Genomic DNA, 25,978 nt, shown 5'->3' on the forward strand with positions numbered 1-25,978 from the left:
ATCTGCCAACGCATTGATTTTCGTGACGGGTTTGGATGCGCGGGATAAGCCTGAGGATGACGTCGAGTGTGACGCGCCATTCCGTTCAGTCCGACGCCCGGACCGGCGGCGCTTTTTTCCTTGCCATCGGCGTCCCGCTTTGCGATGTGACGCACACACTCTTCTCGCATCCGGAAAGCATCTCATGGCCCACCGCATTCAAACTCTCGGCGAAATCACTGATGGGTTCGACGTTATCCTGTCGGATGTCTGGGGCGTGCTGCACAATGGCGTCAGCGCCTTTCCGGACGCGGCCATTGCCCTGAGAAGCGCGCGCGAGGCCGGCAAGACCGTGGTTCTCATCACCAATTCACCGCGTCCCGCGCCCGGCGTCATCGCCCAGCTGCGTGTGCTCGGCGTGCCCGACGAGGCCTATGACCGCATCGTCACCTCAGGCGATGTAACGCGTGGCCTGATCGCGGAAGGCCCCAGAAAAGTCTTCCTGCTGGGACCGCAGCGGGACATGCCGCTGTTGGAGGGTCTCGATGTCGAGGTGGTTGGCGAGGCCGACGCGGACTCCGTGGTCTGCACCGGCTTCTTCGACGACGAGACGGAGACGCCGGAGGACTATACCGAAATGCTTAAGGGCTTTATTGCCCGCAACGTGCCGATGATCTGCGCCAACCCGGATCTGGTGGTGGAGCGCGGCGAGCGCATCATTCCCTGCGCCGGCGCCATGGCCGCCTATTACGAACAGCTTGGCGGCGAGGTTCGCATCGCCGGAAAGCCGCATGCGCCGATCTATGAGGCCTGCCTTGCAGCGGCCAAGGAAGTGCGCGGTGCCTTCGCCAAGGATCGCGTTCTCGCCATCGGTGACGGCATGCCGACGGATGTGAAGGGCGCGATTGCGAGCGGTCTCAACCTTCTTTATATCAGCGGCGGTATTCACGTCGCCGAATATACGCTGAACGGCCAGACGGACGAGGCGCTTCTCAATGCCTATCTCAAGGGGCAGGGCGCTTCACCCGGCTGGTGGATGCCCCGACTTGCCTGAGGACGCATTTCTACGTCTCGCCTCGGGAATAGCTGGCGCTGGAATGGATCGACTGTCATGACCGTCTTTCACCGCAATGAAAAAAAAGAGCCGCTGCCCGAAGCTCTTCGTGGCGGCGTCGTCGCCATAGGCAATTTCGATGGCGTGCATCGCGGCCACCGGGCCGTGCTGGATCGCGCGCTGGAACTGGCGGAAGCCCGCGGCGTCCCCGCGCTGGTGCTGACCTTCGAGCCGCATCCCCGTTCCGTGTTCAGGCCCGATACGCCGGTCTTTCGCCTCACGCCTGCGCCATTGAAGGCGCGCATCCTTGAGGCCATCGGTTTCCGCTCGGTCATCGAATATCCGTTCGACCGCGAGTTTTCGCAGCGCTCGGCGGAAGAGTTCGTCCAGTCCATCCTGATTGACTGGCTGCAGGCGAGCGCCGTCGTCACCGGTTTCGATTTCCATTTCGGCAAGGGCCGGGAAGGTGGGCCGGCATTCCTGATGGAAGCCGGAAAACGCCATGGCTTCGATGTGACGCTAGTGGACGCTTTCCGCGACGAGGGCGCGGATGTCGTCTCTTCCAGCCGGATACGCTCGCTTCTGTGCGAGGGTGATGTGGCGGGCGCCGCAGGCCTGCTTGGTTACCGTTTCACGGTGGAAAGCGAAGTCATCGGCGGCCAGAAGCTTGGCCGCACGCTGGGTTACCCCACCGCCAACATGGCGCTGGCGCCGGAAACGGAACTGAAGGCCGGCATCTATGCCGTCCGCTTCCGCCGACCCGATGGCTCGATCCGCGACGGCGTGGCGAGCTTCGGCTATCGCCCGACGGTCACGGACAACGGCGCGGCGTTGCTCGAAACATTCGTCTTCGATTTTTCGGGCGATCTCTATGGCGAGGTCTGCTCGGTCTCCTTCTTCGGCCACCTGCGCGATGAGTTGAAATTCGATGGTCTCGATCCGCTCGTGGCGCAGATCAAGCGGGATGAAGAAGAGGCGAGGGCGATGCTGTCGGGTGTGCAGCCGCTGAGCGAAGTGGATGCGAAGATCGCGTTTTGAGCAGGCTGCGGGGCATGTCCTTACTCGCCCGCCCCTTGCCGTCGCTTTTCTCTTCCTTTTTACCGGAAAACCGCATAAACAACCGGCCATGTCCCAATACCGGTTGAAATTTGCAGTTCAGATTGGCCGAATTATTGGCCCGGCCTTCCGCCCGCTCTGAGAGAGCCGGAAGGTCCGGGATTTTGGCGCTTCTGTGACAGACGGACGTGGCGCTTTCCGAATTTGCCCTCTTTGGAATTGATATGGCGCGGCCCGCACGGCGCGCAACAACGGTATGATCATGAGCGACACCGCAGAAAAACTGGACTACTCCACCACCCTCTATCTTCCGCAGACGGATTTTCCGATGCGCGCCGGCCTGCCGCAGAAAGAACCGGAAACGGTGAAGCGCTGGCAGGAAATGGGTCTCTACAAGAAGCTGCGCGCCTCGGCCGCCGGCCGCGAGAAATTCGTGCTGCATGACGGCCCGCCCTATGCCAACGGCAACATCCATATCGGCCATGCGCTGAACAAGATCCTGAAGGACGTCATCACCCGCTCGTTCCAGATGCGCGGTTACGACGCCAATTACGTGCCCGGCTGGGATTGCCATGGCCTGCCGATCGAATGGAAGATCGAGGAAGCCTACCGCGCCAAGGGCAAGAACAAGGACGAGGTTCCGGTCAACGAATTCCGCAAGGAGTGCCGTGAGTTCGCAGCCGGCTGGATCAAGGTCCAGTCGGAGGAGTTCAAGCGCCTCGGCATCGAGGGTGACTTCGAAAACCCCTACACGACGATGAACTTCCACGCGGAAGCCCGTATCGCCGGCGAACTTTTGAAGATCGCCAAGAGCGGCCAGCTCTACCGCGGTTCCAAGCCGATCATGTGGTCGGTTGTCGAACGCACGGCGCTGGCGGAAGCGGAAGTCGAATATCATGACGTCGAGAGTGACACGATCTGGGTGAAGTTCCCGGTCGTTGAAGGCTCTGCCGAGCTTGACGGCGCTTCCATCGTCATCTGGACGACCACGCCGTGGACGATCCCCGGCAACCGCGCCATCTCGTTTTCGTCACGCATCGCCTATGGCCTTTATGAGGTCACGGCGGCGGCCAATGATTTCGGACCGCAGCCGGGCGAAAAGCTCGTCTTCGCAGACAAGCTGGCAGCCGAATGCTTTGCCAAGGCGAAGCTCGAATTCACACGCCTGCGCGATGTGAAGGCGGAGGAGCTCGCCGCTGTTACCTGCGCCCACCCGCTGGCATCGCTGGGTTACACCTTCCCTGTTCCGGTTCTCGATGGCGATCACGTCACCGACGATGCCGGTACCGGCTTCGTGCACACAGCCCCCGGCCATGGCCGCGAGGACTTTGACGCGTGGATGGCGCAGGCGCGCGATCTGGAAGCGCGCGGTATCTCCTCCAAGATCCCGTTCACGGTCGGCGATGACGGTTTCTACACCGAAGACGCCCCCGGTTTCGGCCCGTCGGCCGAAGGCGGTGCCGCCCGTGTCATGGACGATAACGGCAAGAAGGGTGACGCCAATGACCGCGTCATCAAGGCGCTGATCGCGGAAAACAACCTGTTTGCCCGCGGCCGTCTGAAGCACAGCTATCCGCATAGCTGGCGCTCCAAGAAGCCTGTCATCTTCCGCAACACGCCGCAATGGTTCGTCTATATGGACAAGGAACTGGGCGACGGCACGACGCTGCGCTCGCGTTCGCTTTCCGCCATCGACCAGACCCGCTTCGTGCCGGCTTCCGGCCAGAACCGCCTGCGCGCCATGATCGAAGGCCGCCCGGACTGGGTTCTGTCGCGCCAGCGCAGCTGGGGCGTGCCGATCGCCGTCTTCGCCGACGAGAAAGGTGAAGTTCTGATCGACGAAGCCGTCAACGCCCGCATCCTCGAGGCTTTCGAGGCCGAAGGCGCGGACGCCTGGTTCGCCGAAGGCGCCAAGGAACGCTTCCTTGGCAATGACCACGACCATGCCAAGTGGCAACAGGTCATGGACATCCTCGACGTCTGGTTCGACAGCGGCTGCACTCACACCTTCACGCTGGAAGATCGCCCGGACTTGAAGTGGCCGGCGGATGTCTATCTCGAAGGCTCCGACCAGCATCGCGGCTGGTTCCATTCGTCGCTGCTCGAAAGCTGCGCGACGCGCGGCCGTGCGCCTTACAATGCCGTTGTGACCCACGGTTTCACCATGGACGAGCAGGGGCGCAAACAGTCGAAGTCGCTCGGCAACGTGGTTGCTCCGCAGGAAGTCATGAGCCAGTCGGGTGCCGATATCCTGCGCCTGTGGGTGATGACCACGGATTACTGGGAAGACCAGCGCCTCGGCAAGGCCATCATCCAGACCAATGTCGATGCCTATCGCAAGCTGCGCAACACCATCCGTTGGATGCTCGGTACGCTCGCCCATTACAAGGGTGAGGAGATCGCCTATGACGATCTGCCGGAGCTGGAAAAGCTGGTGCTGCACCGCCTGTCCGAACTGGATGGCGTTGTTCGCGAAGGTTATGACGGCTTCGAGTTCAAGAAGATCACCCGTGCGCTGATCGACTTTGCCAATGTCGAGCTTTCGGCCTTCTATTTCGACGTCCGCAAGGACACGCTGTATTGCGACGCGCCGTCGTCACTGAAGCGCCGCGGGGCCCTGTCGGTCATCGCCAAGCTGTTCGATTGCCTGGTGACGTGGCTTGCCCCCATGCTGCCCTTCACCACGGAAGAAGCGTGGCTGTCGCGCTACCCGGATGCGGAGTCTGTGCATCTCGCCCAGTTCCCGGAAATCCCGGCAAACTGGAAGAATGATGCGCTGGAAGCGAAGTGGGAGAAAATCCGCAAGGTCCGCACCGTCGTGACGGGCGCGCTTGAAGTCGAGCGCCGTGAAAAGCGCATCGGTTCTTCGCTGGAAGCGGCTCCGGTCGTCCACATCGCCGACGCCGATCTTCTGGCCGCGCTGAAGGATCAGGACTTCGCCGAAATTTGCATCACCTCGGCCATTACGGTTGTGGGTGACGAAGGCCCTGCCGACGGTTTCCGCCTGCCGGAAGTTCCGAAGGTCGTGGTCGAGCAGAAGCTAGCGGAAGGTGAAAAATGCGCGCGTTCGTGGCGCATCACCACCGATGTCGGGTCCGATCCGGATTATCCCGATGTCTCGGCGCGCGATGCGGCCGCCCTGCGCGAGCTTGCGGCCCTGGCATAATGAAAATGGCCGGATGAATTGCGCTTTGCCTCTTCATCCGGTACACCTGCCTGAAAATGGCCGGATTTACAGGGCAATGCGGGCTGCCGCCTGCCGAAAGACGATGTCTGGCGAAGTGGGACGGACGGCTGGAAGGGTTTCAATGAAGACGATGCAGGGTAATGCGCAGGGTTTGGGCATGTTTCGCACAGTGGTTGGCGTCACGACGATAGGCGTGCTGCTCGGCGCGTGCACGAGCCCGACCTACGGTACGGGCAAGACGGCAGCCGAACAGCTTGTCGACGATCTCGGCAACGCAACCTCGATCACCGGCGACCAGACCAAGCGCAACCTGAAATATGGTCCTCGCCCGGGCCTCGTCGTTCCCGCCCAGGCCCGTGCCGAGCAGCTGGCTCAGCCGCAGCAGAACATGGCGAGCCGCGAAAACAACCCGCAATGGGTCGAATCGCCGGAAGAAACCCGCGAACGCCTGCGCGATGAGGCGGATGCCAACAAGAACAACCCGCATTATCGTTCGCCGCTGCTCGCCGGCAACGGCACCGCCGGTCAGATGACCGAAAGCCAGAAGTGGGAAGCCTTCCGCAAGGCCAAGGCCGAAGCCCAGGGCGGCTCTGTGGTCAACGCCCAGCGCAAGTTCCTCACCGATCCGCCGGCCGAATATCGCAGCGTTCCGCAGGATCAGCTGACCGATCTCGGCGAGCCGGAGCAGAAAAAGGAAAAGCGCCGCAAGAAAGAAGCGGCAATGGCCGGCACCGGCAAGAGCTGGTGGAACCCCTTCCAGTAATCGCGAATGGTTGATGGCTGGCGGGAAGGCTTACGCCTCCCGCGAGTCGCTCAGTCGTCGAGACGTTTCCCGCGGAAAAATTGCCGCAGGATGTCAGCACTTTCACTTTCCGCCAGTCCCGAATAAACATCCGGCGCATGATGGCATGTCGGCTGGCTGAAGAACCGCACGCCACTCTCCACTGCACCGCCCTTCGGGTCTTGCGCGCCATAATAGAGCCGACGGATACGGGCAAATGAAATTGCCGCCGCGCACATGGTGCAAGGCTCCAGTGTCACATAGAGATCGGCACCGGGCAGGCGTTCCTGTCCCAGCGCCTCGCAGGCCATACGGATCACGGCGATTTCAGCATGCGCCGTCACATCGTTCAATTCACGGGTGCGGTTGCCGGAACGGGCAATGACGCGACCGTCCAGTACCAGTACGGCGCCGATTGGAACCTCCTGCCGCTCGCCGGCGGCACGGGCTTCCCAAAGCGCCAGCTCCATGAAATGCGTCCTTTCGGCCATTGCGTTTCAATTTCCTCTTAACCCTTGTGCTTGGACCTGATAGGACAGCCCAAACAACAGGCAAACAGCAAATGACTTTTAAAGACAAGCCGAAGCGTGACGGCGGCAAGACATTTAGCCGAGACAGGAAGCCGAAAGGCCCCGGCAAACCTGCAGCCGAGCGCGAAAAGAAACCTGCCGAGGCAAAGGCCGCCCCGGTGCCGGAAACCGTTGGCGCCTCGAAGCCCGAGCGCATTTCCAAGATCATGGCGCGCGCCGGCGTGGCTTCGCGCCGCGATGTCGAGCGCATGATCATGGAGGGCCGCGTGTCGCTGAACGGCGTCAAGCTGGATACGCCTGTCGTCAACGCCACGCTGTCGGACAAGATCGAAGTGGATGGCATGCCGATTCGCGGCGCCGAGCGCACGCGGCTGTGGCTTTATCACAAGCCCGCCGGTCTGGTGACCACCAATTCCGACCCGGAAGGCCGCCCGACCGTTTTCGACAATCTGCCGAGCGACCTGCCGCGCGTCCTCTCCATCGGCCGCCTCGATATCAATACCGAAGGCTTGCTGCTGCTTACCAATGATGGCGGTCTTTCCCGCGTTCTGGAATTGCCGACCACCGGCTGGCTGCGCCGTTACCGCGTGCGCGCCCATGGTGAGGTGGATCAGGCGGCGCTCGACAAGCTGAAGGAAGGCATCGCCGTCGATGGCGTGCTCTACGGCGCGATCGACGCCACGCTTGACCGTACCCAGGGCCACAACGTCTGGATCAGCATGGGCCTGCGCGAAGGCAAGAACCGCGAGATCAAGAACGTGCTCGGCGCGCTCGGCCTCGAGGTCAACCGTCTGATCCGTGTTTCCTACGGTCCGTTCCAGCTGGGTGATCTGCCCGAAGGCAAGGTGCTGGAAGTGCGTGGCCGAATGCTGCGCGACCAGCTCGGCCCGCGCTTGATCGAACAGGCGGGCGCCAATTTCGATGCGCCGATCTACAATGCCCCCGTTGAGGACGAGGAAGACAACGCGCCGAAGCGGCCCGCGAAGGCCGAATGGGCAAAGAGCGATGCGCCGGAAGGCAAGCCACGCTTCGAAAAAGGCGGCAAGTCCGAGGACCGCCGTGAAAAGGCGCTTGGCCGCCTCGACACCAAGCGGGGCGACAAGCCCGCCGGCAAGTTCGGCTCCAAGCCTGCCGGCAAGTTCGGCGCCAAGGGCCGCACCGAGGATGAGGGTGACGACCGCCGCCCCCGCCAGCCTGCCGGCACAAGCCGCACGGCCAATGTCTGGATGGCGCCTGGTGCGAAGCCGACCCGTGACGGCAAGGAACGCAAGTCTTCGGCCCGTGCTGAGGCGGAAAGCCTGTTCAAGAAGCCTTCTGCGCAGGACGAAGCCCGCCGCAGCCTCGTGCGCCATGCCGATGAAGACGGTGAGTGGATTCGTTCCGAACCCACCCGCGACGATGACCGCGGGCAGGGCCGTGGCGATCGCTCCGCACGTGGCGAGAAGAATTTTGGCGATCGTGGCGGACGCGGCGGCAAGTCGTTCGGCGATCGGCCGTTCCGCGACCGTCCCCGTGAAGATGGCGACCGCCCGCGTGGTGCCAAGCCGTTTGGTGACCGTCCGGCCCGGGGCGACAAACCCTTCGGCGACCGGCCCTTCCGTGACCGCCCGCGCGAAGACGGTGACCGTCCGCGCAGCGACCGCCCACGTGGCGAAAAGAGTTTCGGCGATCGCACCGCCCGGGGGGAAAGACCCGCCGGTGACCGTCCGTTCCGCGACAGACCTCGTGACGACGGTGATCGCGCCCGCGGCGAGCGGCCAGCGGGTGACAAGCCCCGCGGCGGCAAGCCGGGCGGCAAACCCGGCTTTGGCAAGCCGTCCTTCGGAAAATCGGGCGAGCGTGGCGAACGTTCGGGGTTTTCCGGAAAAGGCGCTGGCGGCAAGGGCCCCGGCGGTAGTAAGCCGGGCGGCAAGGGCCCGGGTGGCAAACCTTCTGGAGGCAGGGGAATGACACGTAATGCGGATCGTAGGCGGTGAGTTCCGCGGCCGGAGCTTGGCCGCGCCGAAAACAAATTCCATTCGTCCGACCATCGACAGGACGCGGGAAAGCCTCTTCAACATTCTGAGCCATGCCTATCCGGAAAGTCTGGATGGCACGCGTGTTCTGGACGTTTTCGCCGGAACCGGTGCGGTCGGGCTGGAGGCGCTTTCGCGCGGCTGTCGTGTGGCGCTCTTCGTCGAAAACGGCGTCGAGGGCAGGGGTCTGCTTTGGGAAAATATCGATGCGCTGGGTCTGCATGGCCGCGCCCGCATCTTGCGGCGTGACGCCACCAAGCTCGGCGGCGTCAACAATATCGAGCCGTTCGATCTTCTTTTCGCCGATCCGCCTTATGGCTATGGCCATGGCGAAAAGGCTTTCGCGGCTGCCCATAGTGGCGGTTGGCTCAACGCCGGCGCGCTTGCCATTCTGGAAGAGCGCGGCGATGTGACGGTCAATGTCGATCCGGCGTTTAAGCTGCTTGAAAGCCGTATCTTCGGCGACACGAAGATGCATTTCTACCGCTACGAGCCCTGACGGGGAGTGCCCCGTCACGCCACGGTCTTGTCGTGTTTGCCGGATAGGCAGACCCCTTCACCGTGGTAACCAGTTTTGGGTGTTTCGCATGGATCAGGCTGGGAACGAAAGCGTCACGATCGTCCGCGCCGGAGAAGAAGTTCTCGAAGGCGATGGTGCGGGCAATCATGAGCCGACATTCGGACTGGCGCTCGGCGGCGGCGGCGCACGCGGCATCTGCCATATCAACGTTATCGAGGCTTTCGACGAACTCGGCATCCGGCCCGTGGCAATTTCCGGTTCGTCCATCGGCTCCATCATCGGCGCGGGCATGGCGGCCGGCATGTCTGGCCGCGAAATCCGCGAATACACGCTGGAACTTATGGGACGCAAAGGTTCGGTCGCCAACCGGCTCTGGAGCCTCGGCCCGGCATCGATGCGCCATGCGGTGGACGGTTTTCGTCTCGGCCAGTTCAATCTCGAACTCATTCTCCACGCCTTGATGCCACAGACGCTGCCGAAGGATTTTTCCGAACTCGCCATTCCGCTGAAAGTGATAACCACGGATTATTACGCCCAGACCGAAGTGGTGGTCGAGAGCGGCGAGATCATCCAGGCGCTGGCGGCTTCAGCCGCCATTCCGGCGCTGTTCATGCCTGTTCGTATCGATGGCCGCATCATGATCGATGGCGGTATCTTCAATCCGGTCCCCTATGAACATTTGCTGGATCACGCCGATATCGTCATTGGCGTCGATGTCGTCGGTGGTCCGGAAGGGGATGGAACCACCATGCCCAGCCGATTGGAAAGCCTGTTCGGCGCCAGCCAGCTGATGATGCAGGCGGCGATTGCCCTGAAGCTCAGACTGCGCCCGCCACACATTTTCCTACGCCCTCCGGTTCACCGTTTCGGCGTGCTGGACTTCCTGAAGTCGGAAGAGGTGCTGAACGCGTCGTCCAGCATCAAGGATGATCTGAAACGCCAGATCGAACTGCAGGTAGAGCTGTTTCATCGCGGGCAGGGCGTGGAGGCTTAAGCAGTAATCCCTGAGTATTCGCTAGGAACGAGCGGGTGCCACTGGTTTCTTCTCCCCGCCGGGGAGAAGGTGGCCCGAAGGGTCGGATGAGGGGGAACGTTGCCGGATTTCGGAGAACTTGCCCCTTCATCCCGCTGCCGCGGACTTCTCCCCGGCGGGGAGAAGACATAAGTGGCGCTATCCCAGCCACTACGAAGAACGCATTTCACAACGACACCTCCGTCTCGCTGTCCTCCATATCCTCTTCTTCCTCCCGCTTTTCCGCCTTGTTCTTCGGCTTCATCAGCGGTTCCGGCTTCACCTCGCGTACCGGCTTGTTGTGCAGCATCTGCCGGCCGGCGGCGAGGCCTTCCACGGCTTGCAACTGCAGTCGCTCCTCATCGCGTTCGCGAATGTCGTCGGCAATCGCCAGAGCCCTGTCGCCATCCATATCGAGCCCCTCGAGAATGCGCCTGCCAAACAGCAGGCCGGATTCCAGCGTTTCGCGGAGCTCATATTCCACGCCCTTCTTTCTAAGGTCGATCGAATGAATGCGGTCATAGGAGCGGGCATAGATGCGCACGCTTGGAAATTCCGACTGGATCATGTCGATGATACGGTCGGTGACTTCCTTCTTGTGGGTGCAGACAGCCACCAGATCGGCCCGTTCGATGCCGGCGGCGATCAGCACGTCCTTGCGGGTGCCATCACCGAAAAAGATACGGAAACCGAAACGGGCGGCCTGACGCACGCGATCGGCGGAACTGTCGATCACGGTCACGTCGCGCCCGCCGGCGAGAAGGATTTGCGAGGCGATCTGACCGAAACGGGAAAAGCCGATCATCAGCACATCCGCGCCGGCTCCGTCGAAATCCTCTTCCAGCTTGTCTTCTTCCGCATCCTCCGCCGTCAGCCGGCGTGAAATCACCGCAAGAAGCGGCGTCAGCGCCATGGAGAGCGTAACGACGGCAACGAGGATCGAGGCCGTTGCCTGCGGAAACAGCCCCGAGGCGGCAGCCGTGGTGAAAAGCACGAAACCAAATTCGCCGCCCTGCGCCAGAAGCAGCGCGATGCGGCTCGACGCATAACGCGATGAGCCTGCGATGCGGCAGAGGCCATAGATCAGCGCCGCCTTCACCGCCATCATGACAGGCACGGCGATCAGGATAAGCACGATGTTCTCATAAACGATATGGACGTGCAGCGACATGCCGACGGCCATGAAGAACAATGCCAGGAACAACCCGCGAAACGGCTCTATATCGGCCTCCAGCTCGTGCCGATAGGAGGATTCCGACAGCATCAACCCCGCCAGCAACGCGCCCATGCCCATCGACAGGCCGACCGCCTCCATGATCGCGGCGGCGCCGATGACGACGAAGAGGGCGGCGGCGATCATCACCTCCCGCGCGCCGGTGCGGGCGATGATCTGGAACATGGGGGTGAGAAGATACCGCCCGGCAAGGATCATTCCGGCCACCGCGACGACGGAGGCGATGAGATCGGACACCATGGAATCCGTCGGCACATCGGGCCGGTTGGAAAGAATGGTGACAAGGGCAAGAAGCGGCACGATGGCGAGATCCTGAAACAGCAGGATCGAGAAGGACCGGTTGCCGTGCCTTGTATTCATGTCGCCGTCATCGGCAAGGATCTGCAGTGCAAAGGCGGTGGAGGAAAGCGCAAGGCCGAAACCTGCGACGAGGCTGCCGCGCCAGTCGATCAGCCCCGCCCACCATACAATCGCCGCAAGCACACTGCCCGTCACCAGTACTTGCGCAAGCCCCAGCCCTAAAATATCGCGCCGCATCTGCCAGATGCGCGACGGCTTGAGTTCCAGCCCGATGATGAAGAGCAGGAAAACGACGCCGAGTTCCGAGACGTTGAAGATGTCCTTCGCATCGGTAACCAGATGCAGGAACGGCCCGATGACGATGCCGGCCACCAGATAACCGAGCACGGTGCCAAGTCCGAGTTTGCGGAAAACGGAAGCCGCAATGACCGCGCCGGCCAGAAGCAGCAAGGGTTCGGAAAAGAGAGCGTCGTGCTCGGTCATGCGGGCGAACTTTCGAATAGGGTGGCGATGGCGCCCTCTGGACGGAGAAAGCGACGTTTCGCCCTTGATGCGGGGTTGCTGGCACAATAAATGGAACAGGAATGAAAGGCCAACTCATGTCCTCAGAAATAGATTCTTCCAAACTTCTCGAGCGCGCCAGCCAGCTTGTCGATCTTGCCCGGGCCGCCGGCGCGGATGAGGCGGATGCTGTTGTCGTGCGTTCGCGCTCACAGTCGGTCGGCGTGCGGCTCGGCAAGGTGGAAAGCACCGAATCCTCCGAAAGCGACGATTTTTCCCTGCGTGTCTTCGTTGGCCGCCGGGTGGCAAGCGTTTCGGCCAATCCCGGCTTCGATCTGAAGACCTTGGCGGAAAGGGCAGTGGCCATGGCGAAGGTTTCGCCGGAAGACCCCTTTGCCTGCCTTGCGGACAAGGAACGGCTGGCAACTTCCTATGGTGATCTCGAGCTTTTCGATGCAACGGACGTGTCTGCGGATCAATTGCGCGAGGCGGCCCTTGCTTCGGAAGAGGCGGCGCTGGCGGTCAAGGGCGTCAGCAATTCCTCCGGCGCCGGTGCATCGAGCGGGATGGGCGGTCTCGTTCTCGTCACCTCGCATGGCTTTGCCGGCAGCTATATGGGCAGCCGTTTCAGCCGTTCCGTCAGTGTCATCGCCGGCGAAGGCACGAAGATGGAGCGCGACTACGATTTCGACAGCCGCCTTTATTATGCAGATCTCGATGCCGCCGAAGAGATCGGCCGCCGCGCCGGGGAAAAAGTCGTGCGCCGTGTTGGCCCGCGCCAGGTCGATACCGGCAGCAACATCACTGTCGTGTTTGATCCCCGTATCGCCCGCGGCTTCGTCGGTGCGATTGCAGGCGCGATCAACGGCGCTTCCGTTGCCCGCAAGACCAGCTTCCTGCGCGACAAGATGGGCCAGCAGGTGCTGAAAAAAGGCCTGTACCTCACCGACGATCCTCAGATCGTGCGTGGCCCTTCCTCCCGTCCTTTCGATGGCGAAGGTGTTCGCGGCGAAAAGATGACGATGATTGAGGATGGCGTTTTGAAGCACTGGTTCCTCTCCACCTCCGCGGCACGGGAACTCGGCCTGGAAACCAACGGCCGCGGCGTGCGTGGCGGCACTTCGGTCTCGCCGGCCTCCACCAACCTTGCTCTGGAGCCGGGCGATCTCTCGCCGGAGGACCTGCTGGGGCAGGTCGGGTCGGGCTTTTACGTCACCGAGCTGATCGGCCACGGTGCCAACATGATCACTGGTGAATACAGTTGCGGCGCGAGCGGTTTCTGGATCGAGAACGGCGAAAAGACCTTTCCGGTTTCCGAGGTCACGATTGCCTCGAACCTGAAGGACATGTTCATGCGGATCACGCCGGCCAACGATATTGATCGCAAATACGGCATCGCGGCCCCGACGCTCGCCATCGAAGGCATGACGATCGCAGGCAAGTGAGGCGACCTGCGGGGTTTTCGCTGGCGCTTCATATGCAAGTGCGAACAGAAAAACGGGCGCGCCATCTGAGGCGCGCGGAAAAGACGGCAAGATGAACGACATGGATGAGGCCCGCTGGGCCTCCGATCTGAGGCTGGTCCTCGAAGCCGCCCGCAAGGCGGGCGAGACAGCCCTCGGTTTCTTCCGCAAGGATCCCGAGGTCTGGTGGAAGAATGGCGGGCTTTCGCCGGTAAGCGCGGCCGATTACGCCGCCAATGAAATCCTCGAAACCATTCTGCGCTCCGCCCGGCCGGATTATGGCTGGCTTTCCGAAGAGACGGATGACGACGCGGACAGGCTTTCCCGTTCCACCGTCTTTGTGGTTGATCCCATCGACGGCACCCGCGCCTTCATTGGCGGCAGGGATACCTGGTGCATCAGCGTTGCCGTGGTGCATGAAGGGCGACCGGTGGTGGGCGTACTCGTCGCACCGGCGCTGTCGGAGGAATTTACCGCGATAGAGGGCGGCGTGGCGTTAAAAAACGGAAGCCCCATCTCCGCAAGCGGCGGCAATACCGGCACCTTCCATCTCGCCGCCGCGGCAGAGGCGATCACGCATCTGCCGGAAACGATGCGCAACAATGTCGAGCGTGTCCCGCATGTGCCGTCGCTGGCCTACCGGCTGGCGATGGTGGCGGATGGTCGTATCGACGGTACGCTGGTCATGCCCAACTCACACGAGTGGGACCTGGCCGCGGCCGATCTCATTCTCGAACGCTCCGGCGGCCGGCTTGCCGGTCTGGATGGCAAACCTCTGATGTATAATCGCCGCCGGGTGAACCACCCCGCATTGTGCGCCGCAGCAAATTATGCGCTGCCTGCACTTTTGAAAGCGTTTTCACATCCGTCTGGCAGTTGACGTTTGGCGGGAAATCCCGCAGATGAAGGCCTCTCTCAGAGTTCAAGAAAGAGATAAGACATGACGGAAACTGGCAAACCGAAACAGCTGCTGCACCTCGTCTTCGGCGGCGAACTGGAAAACCTTCAGGATGTTCAGTTCCGGGATTTGAGCGCGCTCGACATCGTCGGCATCTACCCAGATTACGCCTCCGCGCTCACGGCTTGGAAGTCGAAGGCACAGATGACTGTCGATAACGCCCATATGCGTTATTTTATCGTGCATATGCATCGTCTTCTCAATCCTGACGACAAAATTTGAGTCCCTTTGCCCTTGCGTTGTAATACTATTGGATGAAAGCGCGCTTTCCCGTGATTCCTGCGCGAGCGGCGCAGCCCGGGAATGCCGTTACGAGAAAATGTGATCGCGCTTTCGTTTCCGATGACAAAAAATGACGCAATTTGAGAAGAAGTAGGCGGCGATAACAACCAGAACAGGGGCAGGGCATTGCGCGGAATGATCAAGGGCAGACTGTCATGAGCAGCCGTATCGCACGTTTCGCTCTTTCCGGTTACCGCATTGCCGGTATCGCCGCTTACCCGTTTGCCAAGCCCTATCTTTCCTATCGGGCCGCCAAGGGCAAGGAAGACAAACGCCGCCGGCTCGAACGTTTCGGTTATGCGAGTGCCGAGCGCCCGCGCGGGCCGCTCGTCTGGTTCCACGCCGCAAGTGTCGGCGAAACGCTGGCGCTCATTCCGCTCATCCGCGAAATCCGCAAACGCGACATCTTCGTGCTTCTGACCACGGGTACGGTCACCTCGGCCGAACTGACCCGCACCCGGCTCGGCGATGACGTGATCCACCAATATGTGCCGCTCGACATCAAGATCGCGGTCAACCGTTTCCTGACCTACTGGGCACCCGATGCCGCCATCACGGCCGAGTCCGAAATCTGGCCGGTGACGATGATGGAACTGGAGCGTCGGCACATTCCGCAGATCCGGGTCAATGCACGCCTTTCCGACCGTTCCTTCGATCGCTGGAAAGCTCGCCACGACATTGCTGAATCGCTGTTTTCCAAGCTGGCGCTGGTGGTTGCCCAATCCGATCTCGATGCCGAACGTTTCCGCGATCTCGGTTCCTGGCCGGTGGTGATATCGGGTAACCTCAAGGGTGACACCGACCCGCCGCCCTGTGACGAGGCGCTGCTGGAGAGCTACCGCAAGCAGGTCGGCAATCGCAAGACATGGGCGGCGATCTCAACCTTCGACGGTGAGGAGAAGGCCGCAGCCACCGTGCATGCGGCGATCAAGTCGCGCAACGGGCAACTGACCATCATCGTGCCGCGCCATCCCGAGCGTGGAGATGAGGTGGAGGCCATGCTGAAGGGCATGAATCTCTCCGTTGCTCGCCGCAGCCGCAATGATGTGATAACGCCTGAAACCGATATTTTCCTCGGAGACTCCATTGGCGAAATGGGGCTTTACCTGCGGCTGACCGAGCTTGCCTTTGTTGGCCGCTCGCTGACGGCCGAAGGCGGGCAGAACCCGCTGGAGCCTGCCATGCTTGGCTGTGCGGTTTTGTCGGGCGCGCATGTGCAGAACTTCCGCGAGGCCTATCAGAAGCTGATCCGCGCAGGTGGTGGCCGCATTATCCGTGATGTGGAGATGCTGGCAAAGGCGGTGCATTATCTGCTCGTCAACGATAATGAGCGTTACAAGATGATCGATGCGGGCAATCGGGTCATTCAGGATATGCGCGGCGCGCTTTCCTCCACGGTGAAGGCGCTGGAGCCCTATATCAACCCGCTCACCGTTTCCGCCAAGCTGCAGCCGCGGAGCGCCATCGGATCATGGTAGCGGATATAGAACTCAACGCCGCGCAGTCAATCGCCGCAGTGCTTTTCGACAAGGACGGCACGCTGCTGGGCTATGACGCAAGCTGGGGACCGGTGAACCGCGAACTCGCGTCGATTGCGGCCAAGGGAGATCCCGTCCTCGCCGACAGGCTTCTCTCCGCCTGCGGCATGGATCCCGTTACCGGTCATGTGGTGCCCGACAGTCTTCTGGCCGCCGGCAACACGGCGGAGATCGCCGCCGGTCTCGTCGCCGCCGGCTCGCCCTGCGATGTTGTCGAGCTCACGCAACGTCTCGACCGGCTTTTTACCGAGGCCGCGGCTAAATCCGTGCCGGTGACCGATCTCAAGGGTTTTTTCGCGAGGCTGAAGGCTCGCGGCTACAAGCTCGGTATCGCCTCCAGCGACAACGAAAACTCCATCCGCCAGACGGCCATCCGCTTCGGTTTCGAAAACGATATCGATTTCGTTGCGGGATATGACAGCGGTTACGGCACCAAGCCGCAGCCCGGCATGGTCCTCGGCTTCTGTCAGGCGATCGGTATCTCTCCCGACCGCGTGGCCGTCGTCGGCGATAATAACCACGATCTGCATATGGCGAAAAACGCCGGCGCGGGTCTCAGGGTCGCCGTTCTCACCGGCACCGGCTCTCGCGAAAGCCTGGGTGCGGATGCCCATTATTGTTTCGATGACATCACCGGGCTCGAAGCGCTTCTGCCGGAACGGGCTGTTTGAAGCGGTGCCGCACGGTTTGCATTGTCGCGGCACTCTCTACGTCCCGTCATGCCGGCCTTGAGCCGGTATGACGGAGAAAATGGATATCGCGGCGCGCAGATTGAAGTTCCATGTTAAATCACGGCCAGTCCGTATCAGCACCGGTGCGTAAAGCCGTCTATTCGGATTTTGCAATTTACGGTTTTTTCTGGCAAACAACCTCCCAGACGTGAAATGGCGAACGCAATGCCGTGGGCGACCCGGCCGGGAGCGGGAATAGATGGTTTCTGAAGCGCCGCCCTTCTGGTGGCAGAAAGCGGGCTGGCAGGCGTGGCTCCTGTCTCCTTTCTCGCTTCTTTACGGCAAGGTCGCCGGCCGGCGCATGCGGACGGCAAAAAGGGCAAGTGTCACCGTTCCGGTCATCTGCATCGGCAACTTTACCGTGGGTGGCGCCGGCAAGACGCCGACGGCAATGGCAATTGCAAGGGCCGCCGTTGCGAAAGGCTTGAAACCCGGATTTCTCAGCCGCGGTTATGGCGGCACACTGGACGTCACCACCCTTGTCGATCCCGCACATCATCGCTCTGCCGATGTCGGCGACGAGCCGTTGCTTCTGGCGCGCGAAGCGGTGACGGTGATTTCGCGCCGCCGCGTTGAGGGTGCGCATCGCCTGATCAAAGAGGGCGTCGATCTCATCATCATGGATGACGGGTTTCAGAGTGCGCGTCTGACGCTGGATTATGCGCTTGTCGTCATCGATACGATGCGCGGCATCGGCAACGGCCATCTGGTGCCGGGCGGTCCGGTAAGAGCACCGCTCGCCGAACAGATGCGGCATATGACCGGGCTCCTGAAGGTCGGTAATGGTCACGCGGCCGATGCCCTTGTGCGGCGAGCCGCAAAGGCTGCTAAACCCGTTTTCGTTGCGGCGATCACGCCGCAGGAGCCGCAGGATTTCAGGGGAAGGCGTGTGCTGGCCTATGCGGGCATAGCCGACCCGGCCAAATTTTATCGAACCGTCGAAGCGCTCGGCGGCGATATCGTGATGCAGCGCGCTTTCCCGGATCATCACCACTTCAGCGATGACGAGATTGCCGATCTTCTGCAGGACGCAGGCAAGGCGGATCTGCAACTTGTCACCACGGCCAAGGATGCCGTGCGGCTTAACGGGCACCACGGCCGGGCAGAGGAATTGCTCTGGAACAGCCTGGTGATCGAGGTCGACATGGTGTTCGACGATCCCAATGCGGCTGGAACGATTATCGATACGGCCGTGGCGAACTGCCGCGCCCGTTTGCTTCGGGATAATTCGCGGACGTCGCTATAAGGCACCGAAAAAGACAAGCCGTCGTGCGCCGGTTTCTCCTCACTGACGTGACGAGCACAGGGACGAGGGAGGCAAACACGCGACACTCAACGCGTCGCTTCCCTCCTTATGCCGGCAAAGTACCGGCCTTCTTTTCGGCTTCCAGAGAAGCCGCGGCATCCACATAGGCCTCCTGCCGCGCCACGCTCCAGTAGCGCAGCTCATCGAGCGGAATGCTCTTGCCTGTCATGGCGCAGATGACATGCGAGCCGGTCTGGACGATGCGGAAGTCACCGTCGAGATATTCGATGACGGCGAGGCGATTGCCGCCTCCTTCAAATCTGTTCATCCGTTTTCGTCTCCTGCTCTGTCCTGTCGGGGCACCCAGTCCGAAACGGCGTAGCGTTTTCCTGAACAATCCGGATGCTCCAGTATCCTGAATTTATATAGGCCGGCGTGGCGCAAGGCCAGCCCCGACGCCCGTGCATGTAAGACGGCGTCAGCTGCGGCCGAAGAGCCGTTCTATATCGGAAAGCTTCAGTTCGATATAGGTCGGACGGCCATGATTACACTGGCCCGAACCCGGTGTATTTTCCATCTGCCGCAGAAGCGCATTCATCTCCTCCGGCCGCATGCGCCGGCCGGAACGCACCGAGCCGTGGCAGGCCATTGTGGCGGCGACATATTCCAGCTTGTTGGCAAGCGTCGAGGCGGCGTCCCATTCGGCGATCTCGTCGGCAAGCTGGCGCACCATTCCCTGCACGTTGACCTCACCCAGCATGGCCGGGGTTTCGCGAACGGCGACGGCACCCGGCCCGAAACGCTCGATGACGAGCCCCAGCGCATCGAAACCGGTGGCGTGATCCATCAGCCGGTCGCAATCTTCTTCCGGCAGATCAATGATTTCGGGGATGAGCAGCACCTGCGAAGCCGGCCGTTTGGAATGCAGTGCATTCCGCATCTGCTCGAAAACCAGCCGCTCATGCGCCGCATGCTGGTCGACGATGACAAGGCCGTTTTCTGTCTGCGCGATGATGTAGTTCTCGTGCAGCTGCGCCCGCGCGGCCCCGAGCGGGTAGAGCGTGGGCTCGGGCGAGGAGCTCGCGCCGGCTTCATAAGTTTCCCGAGACTCGGCCCGCGCCGTTGGGGTGGTGATGTCCGAGAAATGTGATTGTACCGCCTCCGAAAACTGCGTTGCGCCTGAAACGGCGAGCGGCCGTGACGGCGAGGTCGCGGCGGACCATGGCGTGGGAGCGGTCGTGAAAGGCGATGGCCTGAGGCCAGAAGGGCTATAGCCGGGGCGGAAGGCGTTCATCATCTGGCTGGCGCCCGTCGTTGCCGCCCTGTCGCCGTCACGCGTCAGCGCCTGGCGGATCGCGCCGACGATCAGCCCGCGAATGAGCCCGGGGTCGCGAAAACGAACGTCGGATTTCGCCGGGTGTACGTTTACATCCACAAAGGCGGGATCGAGCGTGATGGAAAGCACCGCGACAGGATATCGCCCATGCGGCACGGTTTCGGCATAAGCACCGCGAATGGCGGATAAAAGCAGTTTGTCCTGCACCGGACGGCCGTTGACGAAGACATATTGATGCGCCGAATTGCCACGGTTGAAGGTGGGCACGCCGGCAAAGCCCGTCAGCGTCACATCCTCACGCCCGGCATCGATTTCAATGGCGTTGTCCTTGAAGTCCGCACCGAGAATCTGCGCCATGCGGGCCAGATGATCGTCACCCGTCGACGGAATTTCGAGCGTCGACCGATCCGTGCCTGACAGCACGAAGCGGATATGCGGAAAGGCGATCGCCATGCGTTTGACGACTTCGGTGATTGCGGCCGCTTCGGCGCGTTCCGTCTTCAGGAATTTCAGCCGTGCCGGTGTGGCGAAGAACAGGTCGCGCACCTCGACGATGGTGCCGGCATTCGAGGCGGCCGGCCTCACATCGGAAACCTTGCCGCCGGTGACGGAAATCACCGAACCCTGCTCCGCGCCCTGCTGGCGGCTGGTGATCGTCAGCTTGGCCACGGAGCCGATGGAGGGCAGTGCCTCGCCGCGGAAGCCGAGCGTGCGTATATCGTCAAGTGTATCGGAAATCTTCGAGGTGCAGTGCCGCCTGACCGCAAGCTCGAGATCGGCCGGAGACATGCCACAGCCATTGTCGGTAATCCGCACCAGCCCCTTGCCGCCGCCCGCCGTGGCGATCTCGATGCGCGTCGCCCCGGCGTCGATGGCATTTTCCACCAGTTCCTTCGTGGCGCTGGAGGGTCTTTCGATGACCTCGCCGGCGGCGATCTGGTTGATAAGGGTTTCTGAGAGCTGCTTGATGGCCATGATCGCCATTTTCGCGGATTCGCGCCGGCTTCGAAAGCAAAAAACTGAGACCGCGGAAATTTGCACATGTTTTGCGGGTTGCATGGCATCGGACCATTTCCGCCAATGCAGTTTAAGCGTTAATCCGCCCTTAATCGCCCTTGTTTATGGTGGGGCAGCTTGAAATGACCGCAGAAACGGGGCCACCTCTGCCGGGTGGTGTGTGACGTCGACTATGGGTGAGCGTCATCTTCTCCTCAAGACTGCTTCAAGCGGCAAACCCTGATGTCTGTTTTCCGGAATTTTCGTTTCATCCCGGCATCTGCCCTGGACGATTCCAATAGAAACAAAAGCCTGACCCATTAAAACAGGCGGGAGTTTGCAGTTGAGTGATTTGGCGTCCTCCGGCGCGGGCGTTCATACGGTGATGCTTGATGCCCTTTGCGACGCGCTTGGCGCGGCGATCGTCGTTTACGACCGTAACGATCACATTATTTTCGCAAGCCGGAAGCTCCTCAGTTTTTTCCCGCTGGAAGAGGCCGTCATCGGCCCCGGCGCGCGCCTGCGCGATTATCTTGGCGCCCTGTACGATTGTTACCATATCGAGACGGAAAATCCTGCCGCCAATGCCCGCCAGTTCGGTCGGGAAGAGTGGATCGGCGAACGGCTGGCTCTGCACTGGAAGGAACGGTCTGAAAAAACCGAACGGCTGAAGGGGGAGCGGTTCCTGCGCTTTGTCATGAACCGCCTGCCATCCGGTCTCGGCATTAGTGTCCTCGCGGATATTTCTGAACAGAAGAAGCGTGAAGAACAATGGCGTATCGATCTCGAGCGCGTACAGCTCCTCGAGGATATTCTCGACAATCTGCCGTTTCCCGTCTTCGTCAAGGACCGGAACCTGGCCTATGCCGCCGTGAACAAATCCGCCTGCACCCTGGTCGAAACCAGCCCCGAGAGCCTGCTCGGACGCACGGTCTTCGATCTCCATTCAAGCAAGGTTGCGGGGCGGATCGATGCGGCCGACCGGACGGTACTGGAGAGCGGCACGCCAAGCGTCATTCCGGAAAGGGTGAGACGCCTGAACGGTGAAGAGATACTGACGATCACGCGCAAACAGCGCGTAGGACGGTCAGGCCGTTATTTTCTGGTGACGACGATGGAGGATGTGACTGCGCTCGCCACGCTCGATGCGAACGGCATGCCCGTCATCCCTTCTCTGGAGCATGTGGCATTTGTGTCCTCAACCTATGGAAAGGATGAGGAGAAGGAAGGCCGTAACGGCTTGCTGAAAAGCAAGGCGGTGCTGGTCGTCTCCGAAAACAGCCGCTTTGCAGAGGCCGCAGGCCGCCAGCTCACGGCAGGTGGCATGGACCATGCAGCGGTGACGAGCGAGGAAGAGCAGCGCGCCTTTATCGATGTCGCCGCCTCCGCCGGGGTTGCCATCGATGTTGTTGTCATCGACGCCCAGATGAGCATCGCATGCCTCGATATTGCCGCGGCACACCATCTGCCCGTCGTCAGCATCGAGGAGGACGAGATTGACGCGTCGTTGTTGCATCATGTGGCTGTAGGGCTCCATTCGGTGCCGAAGGAGAAATCGGTAGAGGAGGACTGGGAGATCATGACGCAGGACCTGCCCAAAATCCTCAGCAACGGCGGCGTGTGCGACGTTCTTCTCGTCGAGGACAACCGGGTCAACCAGATCGTTTTTTCGCAGATACTTGAGGGTCTCGGGCTTTCCTGGCGGCTCGCCACGTCGGGCGAGGAAGCGCTGCGTCTCTTCGTGGAACAGGCTCCATCGGTCGTCCTGCTTGACACGACGCTTGCCGATATCGACGGCTTCGAGGTCGCCCGCCGCATGCGCGATCTTTCGGGTGAAAAGCGCATTCCTGTTGTCGGCGTCATTACCCACGCATTCGAAGGCGACCTCGACAAATGCCTCGCATCCGGGATGGAGGACATGCTGCTGAAACCTGTCAGCCCCGATATGGTGGAGGCTGTTTTTGTGCGGCTTTTTGGCAAGGACGTGCTGCAGCTGCAGGCGTGATAGCCCCCTCCATCGAACGGCGTGGCGTAAACATACAATTAATTGCCGCTGCCTCGGCCGTTTTGCGCTGGCAGCGGGTCTCAACGAGGGCGGTCTGCGTTTTTCGGTTCGTCGCTCTATGGCTTTTTTAATACTTGCCCTGCATTGTGATCGCGGTCGATAGAGGATTCAAGAGATGCAGGAATGAAACGGGCAGAGCCGCAAACGTTGCAGGTTAGCCAGAACGAGCTTCAGGCGATGGCCTACAGCGATCCGCTGACAGGGCTCGGCAACCGCTACCGTTTGCGGGACAAGATCCGCATGCTCGCCAGCGAACGCTCCAGCGATCCAGCACCCTTCACGGTCGGCATCGCCAATATAGACGGCTTCAAACCCATCAATGACCTTTTCGGCGTGCAGGCGGGCGATGAAATCCTCTGCCAGGTTGCTCACCGCCTCAAAGCCTGCATTCCCGATGGCGCCATCGTGACGCGCCATGATGGCGACGAATTCGCTTTCGTATTGCCGCTGGTGTTCGAACGCACCGGTGCCGAGCGTGTCGGCAACATGATCAAGGACGTGCTCTCCGCTCCCTATGATCTTGGCGATCGTAACGTCCGGCTTTCCTCCTCGTTCGGCTTTGCCATCTATCCCTTCGCCGGCGATGATTTTGAGGATCTGCTGAAAAGCGCCGAGACGGCGCTCTACCGCTCCAAGCGGCGCGGCCGCGGCCAGATCACCGTCTATTCGCGTGAGATTGCGCAGGAGATGAAGCGCGCCACGCAGCTTGAGCAGGCGCTCAGAAACGCGATCATCACCGACGCGATCGACGTGCATTTCCAGCCCATCGTCCGGCTGGAGGAGGCGAAGGTCATCGGTTTCGAGGCGCTCGCGCGCTGGAACGATCCGGATCTCGGCTTCGTATCGCCTGCGGTTTTTGTGCCGCTGGCCGAAGAACGCGGTTTCATCGATGCGCTTTCGGAGGCCCTGCTCAGAAAAGCCGCGGAAGCGGCGCTTTTCTGGCCGCGTGAGCTCTTTCTGTCCTTCAACCTGTCGTCCGCGCAACTGATGGACCCCAGCACGGCCGACAATATTCTGTCCATACTTTCGCGTGTCGGCCTCGACCCGCACCGGCTGGAGCTTGAAATCACCGAAACGGCGGTCATGACCTCCGCCGATACCGCCCAGCGGATCATCAGCGAGTTGCAGAGCGCGGGCGTTCGTATTTCTCTCGACGATTTCGGCACCGGCCAATCGAGCCTCGGCCGCCTGCGGGATTTCACATTCGACAAGGTGAAGATCGACCGCGCTTTCGTCTCGCGCATCAGCAGCGACCGCCCTTCCGAACATATCATCAAGGCCATCGTCGCCATGTGCGAAGGGCTTGATCTTGAAGTCGTGGCCGAAGGGATAGAGGAGCGGGCGGAAGAGGAAAAACTGCGCGCGCTCGGCTGCGCCATGGGACAAGGCTACTTCTACGGCCGCCCCGCCGACGCCGCGGCGACCCAGCGGTATCTACACGAGAATTACCGCGAGATATTGTCGGATATTTCCTGAGAAACGGAATGACCTTGGACGAGGCGGTGGGGACGCCCCCAACACCCCACATTCCTGTCTTTGTCACGGGAACCCGGCCGACGCGCGTCTGCGCGGCGAAGAGAGTCCCTTCGGTCCAAGACTTGGGCTGGCTAGATTCCTGTGACAAGCACAGGAATGAGAAGGCGGTGCGTGCCGCGTCTCAGAGCCTGTAAAGCGGCTCAAACCGGCCCTTGACTTCAACCCCCAGTTCGAACGTCAACCCGTGCTGCGGATTGGCGGCTAGGGCGTCCTCGTCAAGATTTTCACGCGCCGACGTCACGAGAAGGCGCGATGCGTCCGGGCCGACGAAGGCCGGGCAGGTCGTCTGTCCCGCGGGCACCGCATATCGGGCAATATGGTTGCCGTCGGTATCATAACGATCAACCGCGCCTTCGCCCCAACGAGCATTCCAGATATGCCCTTCGGCATCGCAGACCGAGCCGTCGATACCGCCATCGACTCCTGTCGAATCGATGAAGACTTCAGCCTTGCCGGAGGGGAGGCCGGTCTCGGGATCGAGCGGCACGCGAATCAGCTTGTTCACCTTGGTATCGACGTAATATCCGGCCGCGCCATCGGGCGAGAAGCAGATCGAATTCGGAATGCTGATATCGGCAAACAGCTTCGTCACCGTGCCTTTGTAAACATGATAGATGCTGCCCGCGCCGGTTTCCGCCTTGCGGCCCATGGTGCCGATCCAAAGCGCGCCGCAAGGGTGCATGCGCCCGTCATTGGACCGGTTGCCGGGCAGGTCCTTTTCCAGCTCCGCATGCAGAGTCAGCACACCAGTCTTCGTATCACGCAGGAAAAGCCCGTCATCGGAGGCGATCAACTGTTGGCTGTCGCTGACTTTCGCCAGAGCGCTGCCCATGAAGGGCAGGGCATGGACGGTCTTGCGGCCGGAGGCGAGGTGCAGTTCATGCAATTCCCGCTCGAGAATGTTGAACCACCAGGCCGTGCCGGTCGCAGGGTCGAAGGTCGGGCCTTCGCCGAGCAGCATCGGCGTCTCGTCAAGAACACGTCCGGTAAAGGGAAAAACAGTCGCCAAGCTCTTATCCTCCGATGGCTGCATCATAGGCCGACAGTGTGACAGTGGCGCGTTCGCGCAACTCCGCTGCGGTCATGCCGGGTTTATAGAGGCTGGTTCCGAGCCCGAACGCCATGATGCCGGCCGATGTATAGTCGGCAAAATTCTTATCCGAGACACCGCCGACCGCGGCGATGACCAGATCCTTCGGCAGGATCGTCCGGATCGCATTGATGCCGGCGGGGCCGATGATGCTGGCGGGGAAGAACTTCAGCCCGGTCGCACCGGCTTTTGCGGCCACCAGCGCTTCGGTGGGGGTGAGAACGCCCGGCATCGTCACCATGCCTTTTTCACGTGCAGCTGTAATGACCTCCGCATCCGCATTGGGGCTAACCATCAGCCTGCCGCCTGCCGCGTCCAGCGATGCGACGTCTTCCACGCTCAGCACGGTCCCGGCGCCGATCAGGCAATCGGCGGGCGCCATCTCTGCCGCGATCTCGATGGAGCGGAACGGATCGGGGGAGTTCAGCGGAATTTCGATGGCGCGGAAGCCGGTTTCGATCAGCGCGCCGACAACGCCTTCTGTCTCCTCGGGTTTCAGGCCGCGCAGGATGGCAATCAGCGGATATTTGATGGAAGGGAAGGGAATACGCATGGTCGATCTTTCTTC

At 61.4% G+C, this 25,978-nt stretch carries 21 protein-coding genes; 15 read left to right on the forward strand and 6 right to left on the reverse strand.

What is annotated here, in order from left to right; genetic code table 11:
- Positions 1 to 184 precede the first annotated feature (184 nt).
- The 4 genes from K7A42_RS05555 to K7A42_RS05570 all read left to right on the forward strand — a co-directional run bounded on the left by K7A42_RS05555 (position 185) and on the right by K7A42_RS05570 (position 6,039).
- On the forward strand, positions 185 to 1,033 hold the full coding sequence (locus K7A42_RS05555; RefSeq protein WP_004440197.1) for a TIGR01459 family HAD-type hydrolase: 849 nt from the start codon (positions 185 to 187) through the stop codon (positions 1,031 to 1,033).
- A gap of 57 nt (positions 1,034 to 1,090) precedes the next feature.
- A complete protein-coding gene (locus K7A42_RS05560) occupies positions 1,091 to 2,071 on the forward strand; it encodes a bifunctional riboflavin kinase/FAD synthetase (RefSeq protein WP_107339075.1) in 981 nt (326 codons plus the stop codon).
- Positions 2,072 to 2,351: 280 nt separating this feature from the next.
- Entirely contained in the window at positions 2,352 to 5,255 is a 2,904-nt protein-coding gene (gene ileS, locus K7A42_RS05565; protein WP_282454944.1) for an isoleucine--tRNA ligase, read from the forward strand.
- Positions 5,256 to 5,397: 142 nt separating this feature from the next.
- Positions 5,398 to 6,039, forward strand: coding sequence for a hypothetical protein (locus K7A42_RS05570; protein ID WP_004440212.1), 642 nt, complete (start codon positions 5,398 to 5,400; stop codon positions 6,037 to 6,039).
- Between the two features lie 50 nt (positions 6,040 to 6,089).
- Here K7A42_RS05570 and K7A42_RS05575 read toward each other — a convergent pair whose 3' ends face one another.
- On the reverse strand, positions 6,090 to 6,548 hold the full coding sequence (locus K7A42_RS05575; RefSeq protein WP_004440213.1) for a nucleoside deaminase: 459 nt from the start codon (positions 6,546 to 6,548) through the stop codon (positions 6,090 to 6,092).
- 71 nt (positions 6,549 to 6,619) lie between these two features.
- On the opposite strand from K7A42_RS05575, the gene K7A42_RS05580 reads away from it, so the two are divergent.
- From K7A42_RS05580 to K7A42_RS05590, 3 genes are all read left to right on the forward strand, one after another.
- Positions 6,620 to 8,563 (forward strand): pseudouridine synthase, encoded by a 1,944-nt coding sequence (locus K7A42_RS05580; RefSeq protein ID WP_153776678.1) that lies wholly within the window; start codon positions 6,620 to 6,622, stop codon positions 8,561 to 8,563.
- Positions 8,544 to 9,101 (forward strand): 16S rRNA (guanine(966)-N(2))-methyltransferase RsmD, encoded by a 558-nt coding sequence (rsmD, locus tag K7A42_RS05585; RefSeq protein ID WP_004440217.1) that lies wholly within the window; start codon positions 8,544 to 8,546, stop codon positions 9,099 to 9,101. The genes K7A42_RS05580 and rsmD overlap by 20 nt, the downstream gene beginning before the upstream one ends.
- Positions 9,102 to 9,189: 88 nt before the next feature.
- Entirely contained in the window at positions 9,190 to 10,116 is a 927-nt protein-coding gene (locus K7A42_RS05590) for a patatin-like phospholipase family protein (RefSeq protein ID WP_153776679.1), read from the forward strand.
- A 205-nt stretch (positions 10,117 to 10,321) separates the two neighbouring features.
- Here the strand turns inward: K7A42_RS05590 and K7A42_RS05595 are convergent, their stop codons facing one another.
- Positions 10,322 to 12,151, reverse strand: coding sequence for a monovalent cation:proton antiporter-2 (CPA2) family protein (locus K7A42_RS05595; protein ID WP_004440219.1), 1,830 nt, complete (start codon positions 12,149 to 12,151; stop codon positions 10,322 to 10,324).
- A gap of 116 nt (positions 12,152 to 12,267) precedes the next feature.
- On the opposite strand from K7A42_RS05595, the gene K7A42_RS05600 reads away from it, so the two are divergent.
- The 6 genes from K7A42_RS05600 (at position 12,268) to lpxK (ending at position 18,387) form a co-directional block, all read left to right on the forward strand.
- Positions 12,268 to 13,614 carry a TldD/PmbA family protein gene (locus K7A42_RS05600; RefSeq protein ID WP_282454945.1) on the forward strand — a complete coding sequence of 449 codons (1,347 nt, stop codon included), beginning with the start codon at positions 12,268 to 12,270 and terminating at the stop codon, positions 13,612 to 13,614.
- A 91-nt stretch (positions 13,615 to 13,705) separates the two neighbouring features.
- Entirely contained in the window at positions 13,706 to 14,512 is an 807-nt protein-coding gene (locus K7A42_RS05605) for a 3'(2'),5'-bisphosphate nucleotidase CysQ (RefSeq protein ID WP_006699510.1), read from the forward strand.
- Between the two features lie 60 nt (positions 14,513 to 14,572).
- Complete coding sequence (locus tag K7A42_RS05610) at positions 14,573 to 14,812, forward strand: DUF4170 domain-containing protein (RefSeq protein ID WP_004440223.1); 240 nt, start codon at positions 14,573 to 14,575, stop codon at positions 14,810 to 14,812.
- 215 nt (positions 14,813 to 15,027) lie between these two features.
- Positions 15,028 to 16,350 carry a lipid IV(A) 3-deoxy-D-manno-octulosonic acid transferase gene (waaA, locus tag K7A42_RS05615; protein ID WP_006699512.1) on the forward strand — a complete coding sequence of 441 codons (1,323 nt, stop codon included), beginning with the start codon at positions 15,028 to 15,030 and terminating at the stop codon, positions 16,348 to 16,350.
- Positions 16,344 to 17,081: an HAD family hydrolase gene (locus tag K7A42_RS05620; protein WP_282454946.1), complete on the forward strand. Its 738-nt coding sequence runs from the start codon at positions 16,344 to 16,346 to the stop codon at positions 17,079 to 17,081. Before waaA ends, K7A42_RS05620 begins: the two co-directional genes overlap by 7 nt.
- A 259-nt stretch (positions 17,082 to 17,340) precedes the next feature.
- Complete coding sequence (gene lpxK / locus K7A42_RS05625) at positions 17,341 to 18,387, forward strand: tetraacyldisaccharide 4'-kinase (protein WP_282454947.1); 1,047 nt, start codon at positions 17,341 to 17,343, stop codon at positions 18,385 to 18,387.
- Between the two features lie 106 nt (positions 18,388 to 18,493).
- On the opposite strand, the gene K7A42_RS05630 is transcribed toward lpxK, so the two are convergent.
- Positions 18,494 to 18,715 carry a DUF2093 domain-containing protein gene (locus K7A42_RS05630; protein ID WP_004440232.1) on the reverse strand — a complete coding sequence of 74 codons (222 nt, stop codon included), beginning with the start codon at positions 18,713 to 18,715 and terminating at the stop codon, positions 18,494 to 18,496.
- A gap of 150 nt (positions 18,716 to 18,865) precedes the next feature.
- Positions 18,866 to 20,698 (reverse strand): DNA mismatch repair endonuclease MutL, encoded by a 1,833-nt coding sequence (gene mutL / locus K7A42_RS05635; protein ID WP_282454948.1) that lies wholly within the window; start codon positions 20,696 to 20,698, stop codon positions 18,866 to 18,868.
- 406 nt (positions 20,699 to 21,104) lie between these two features.
- Here mutL and K7A42_RS05640 point away from each other — a divergent pair, with 406 nt between their 5' ends.
- A complete protein-coding gene (locus tag K7A42_RS05640) occupies positions 21,105 to 22,724 on the forward strand; it encodes a response regulator (RefSeq protein WP_162719123.1) in 1,620 nt (539 codons plus the stop codon).
- Positions 22,725 to 22,907: 183 nt separating this feature from the next.
- Positions 22,908 to 24,260, forward strand: coding sequence for a putative bifunctional diguanylate cyclase/phosphodiesterase (locus tag K7A42_RS05645; protein ID WP_004440238.1), 1,353 nt, complete (start codon positions 22,908 to 22,910; stop codon positions 24,258 to 24,260).
- A gap of 181 nt (positions 24,261 to 24,441) precedes the next feature.
- On the opposite strand, the gene K7A42_RS05650 is transcribed toward K7A42_RS05645, so the two are convergent.
- Together K7A42_RS05650 and K7A42_RS05655 are read right to left on the reverse strand one after the other, a co-directional pair.
- Positions 24,442 to 25,329 (reverse strand): SMP-30/gluconolactonase/LRE family protein, encoded by an 888-nt coding sequence (locus K7A42_RS05650; protein WP_282454949.1) that lies wholly within the window; start codon positions 25,327 to 25,329, stop codon positions 24,442 to 24,444.
- Positions 25,330 to 25,333: 4 nt separating this feature from the next.
- Positions 25,334 to 25,963: a 2-dehydro-3-deoxy-6-phosphogalactonate aldolase gene (locus K7A42_RS05655; protein WP_282454950.1), complete on the reverse strand. Its 630-nt coding sequence runs from the start codon at positions 25,961 to 25,963 to the stop codon at positions 25,334 to 25,336.
- Positions 25,964 to 25,978: the final 15 nt, after the last annotated feature.

This window comes from Agrobacterium sp. InxBP2, from assembly GCF_026191755.1.
GTDB classification, from domain to species: domain Bacteria; phylum Pseudomonadota; class Alphaproteobacteria; order Rhizobiales; family Rhizobiaceae; genus Agrobacterium; species Agrobacterium pusense.

Coding starts and splice junctions, on each gene's coding strand:
- K7A42_RS05555 (WP_004440197.1), top strand. CDS start 185: ATGGCCCACCGCATTCAAACTCTCGGCGAAATCACTGATGGGTTCGAC.
- K7A42_RS05560 (WP_107339075.1), top strand. CDS start 1,091: ATGACCGTCTTTCACCGCAATGAAAAAAAAGAGCCGCTGCCCGAAGCT.
- ileS (WP_282454944.1), top strand. CDS start 2,352: ATGAGCGACACCGCAGAAAAACTGGACTACTCCACCACCCTCTATCTT.
- K7A42_RS05570 (WP_004440212.1), top strand. CDS start 5,398: ATGAAGACGATGCAGGGTAATGCGCAGGGTTTGGGCATGTTTCGCACA.
- K7A42_RS05575 (WP_004440213.1), bottom strand. CDS start 6,548: ATGGCCGAAAGGACGCATTTCATGGAGCTGGCGCTTTGGGAAGCCCGT.
- K7A42_RS05580 (WP_153776678.1), top strand. CDS start 6,620: ATGACTTTTAAAGACAAGCCGAAGCGTGACGGCGGCAAGACATTTAGC.
- rsmD (WP_004440217.1), top strand. CDS start 8,544: ATGCGGATCGTAGGCGGTGAGTTCCGCGGCCGGAGCTTGGCCGCGCCG.
- K7A42_RS05590 (WP_153776679.1), top strand. CDS start 9,190: ATGGATCAGGCTGGGAACGAAAGCGTCACGATCGTCCGCGCCGGAGAA.
- K7A42_RS05595 (WP_004440219.1), bottom strand. CDS start 12,151: ATGACCGAGCACGACGCTCTCTTTTCCGAACCCTTGCTGCTTCTGGCC.
- K7A42_RS05600 (WP_282454945.1), top strand. CDS start 12,268: ATGTCCTCAGAAATAGATTCTTCCAAACTTCTCGAGCGCGCCAGCCAG.
- K7A42_RS05605 (WP_006699510.1), top strand. CDS start 13,706: ATGAACGACATGGATGAGGCCCGCTGGGCCTCCGATCTGAGGCTGGTC.
- K7A42_RS05610 (WP_004440223.1), top strand. CDS start 14,573: ATGACGGAAACTGGCAAACCGAAACAGCTGCTGCACCTCGTCTTCGGC.
- waaA (WP_006699512.1), top strand. CDS start 15,028: ATGAGCAGCCGTATCGCACGTTTCGCTCTTTCCGGTTACCGCATTGCC.
- K7A42_RS05620 (WP_282454946.1), top strand. CDS start 16,344: ATGGTAGCGGATATAGAACTCAACGCCGCGCAGTCAATCGCCGCAGTG.
- lpxK (WP_282454947.1), top strand. CDS start 17,341: ATGGTTTCTGAAGCGCCGCCCTTCTGGTGGCAGAAAGCGGGCTGGCAG.
- K7A42_RS05630 (WP_004440232.1), bottom strand. CDS start 18,715: ATGAACAGATTTGAAGGAGGCGGCAATCGCCTCGCCGTCATCGAATAT.
- mutL (WP_282454948.1), bottom strand. CDS start 20,698: ATGGCCATCAAGCAGCTCTCAGAAACCCTTATCAACCAGATCGCCGCC.
- K7A42_RS05640 (WP_162719123.1), top strand. CDS start 21,105: ATGCTTGATGCCCTTTGCGACGCGCTTGGCGCGGCGATCGTCGTTTAC.
- K7A42_RS05645 (WP_004440238.1), top strand. CDS start 22,908: ATGAAACGGGCAGAGCCGCAAACGTTGCAGGTTAGCCAGAACGAGCTT.
- K7A42_RS05655 (WP_282454950.1), bottom strand. CDS start 25,963: ATGCGTATTCCCTTCCCTTCCATCAAATATCCGCTGATTGCCATCCTG.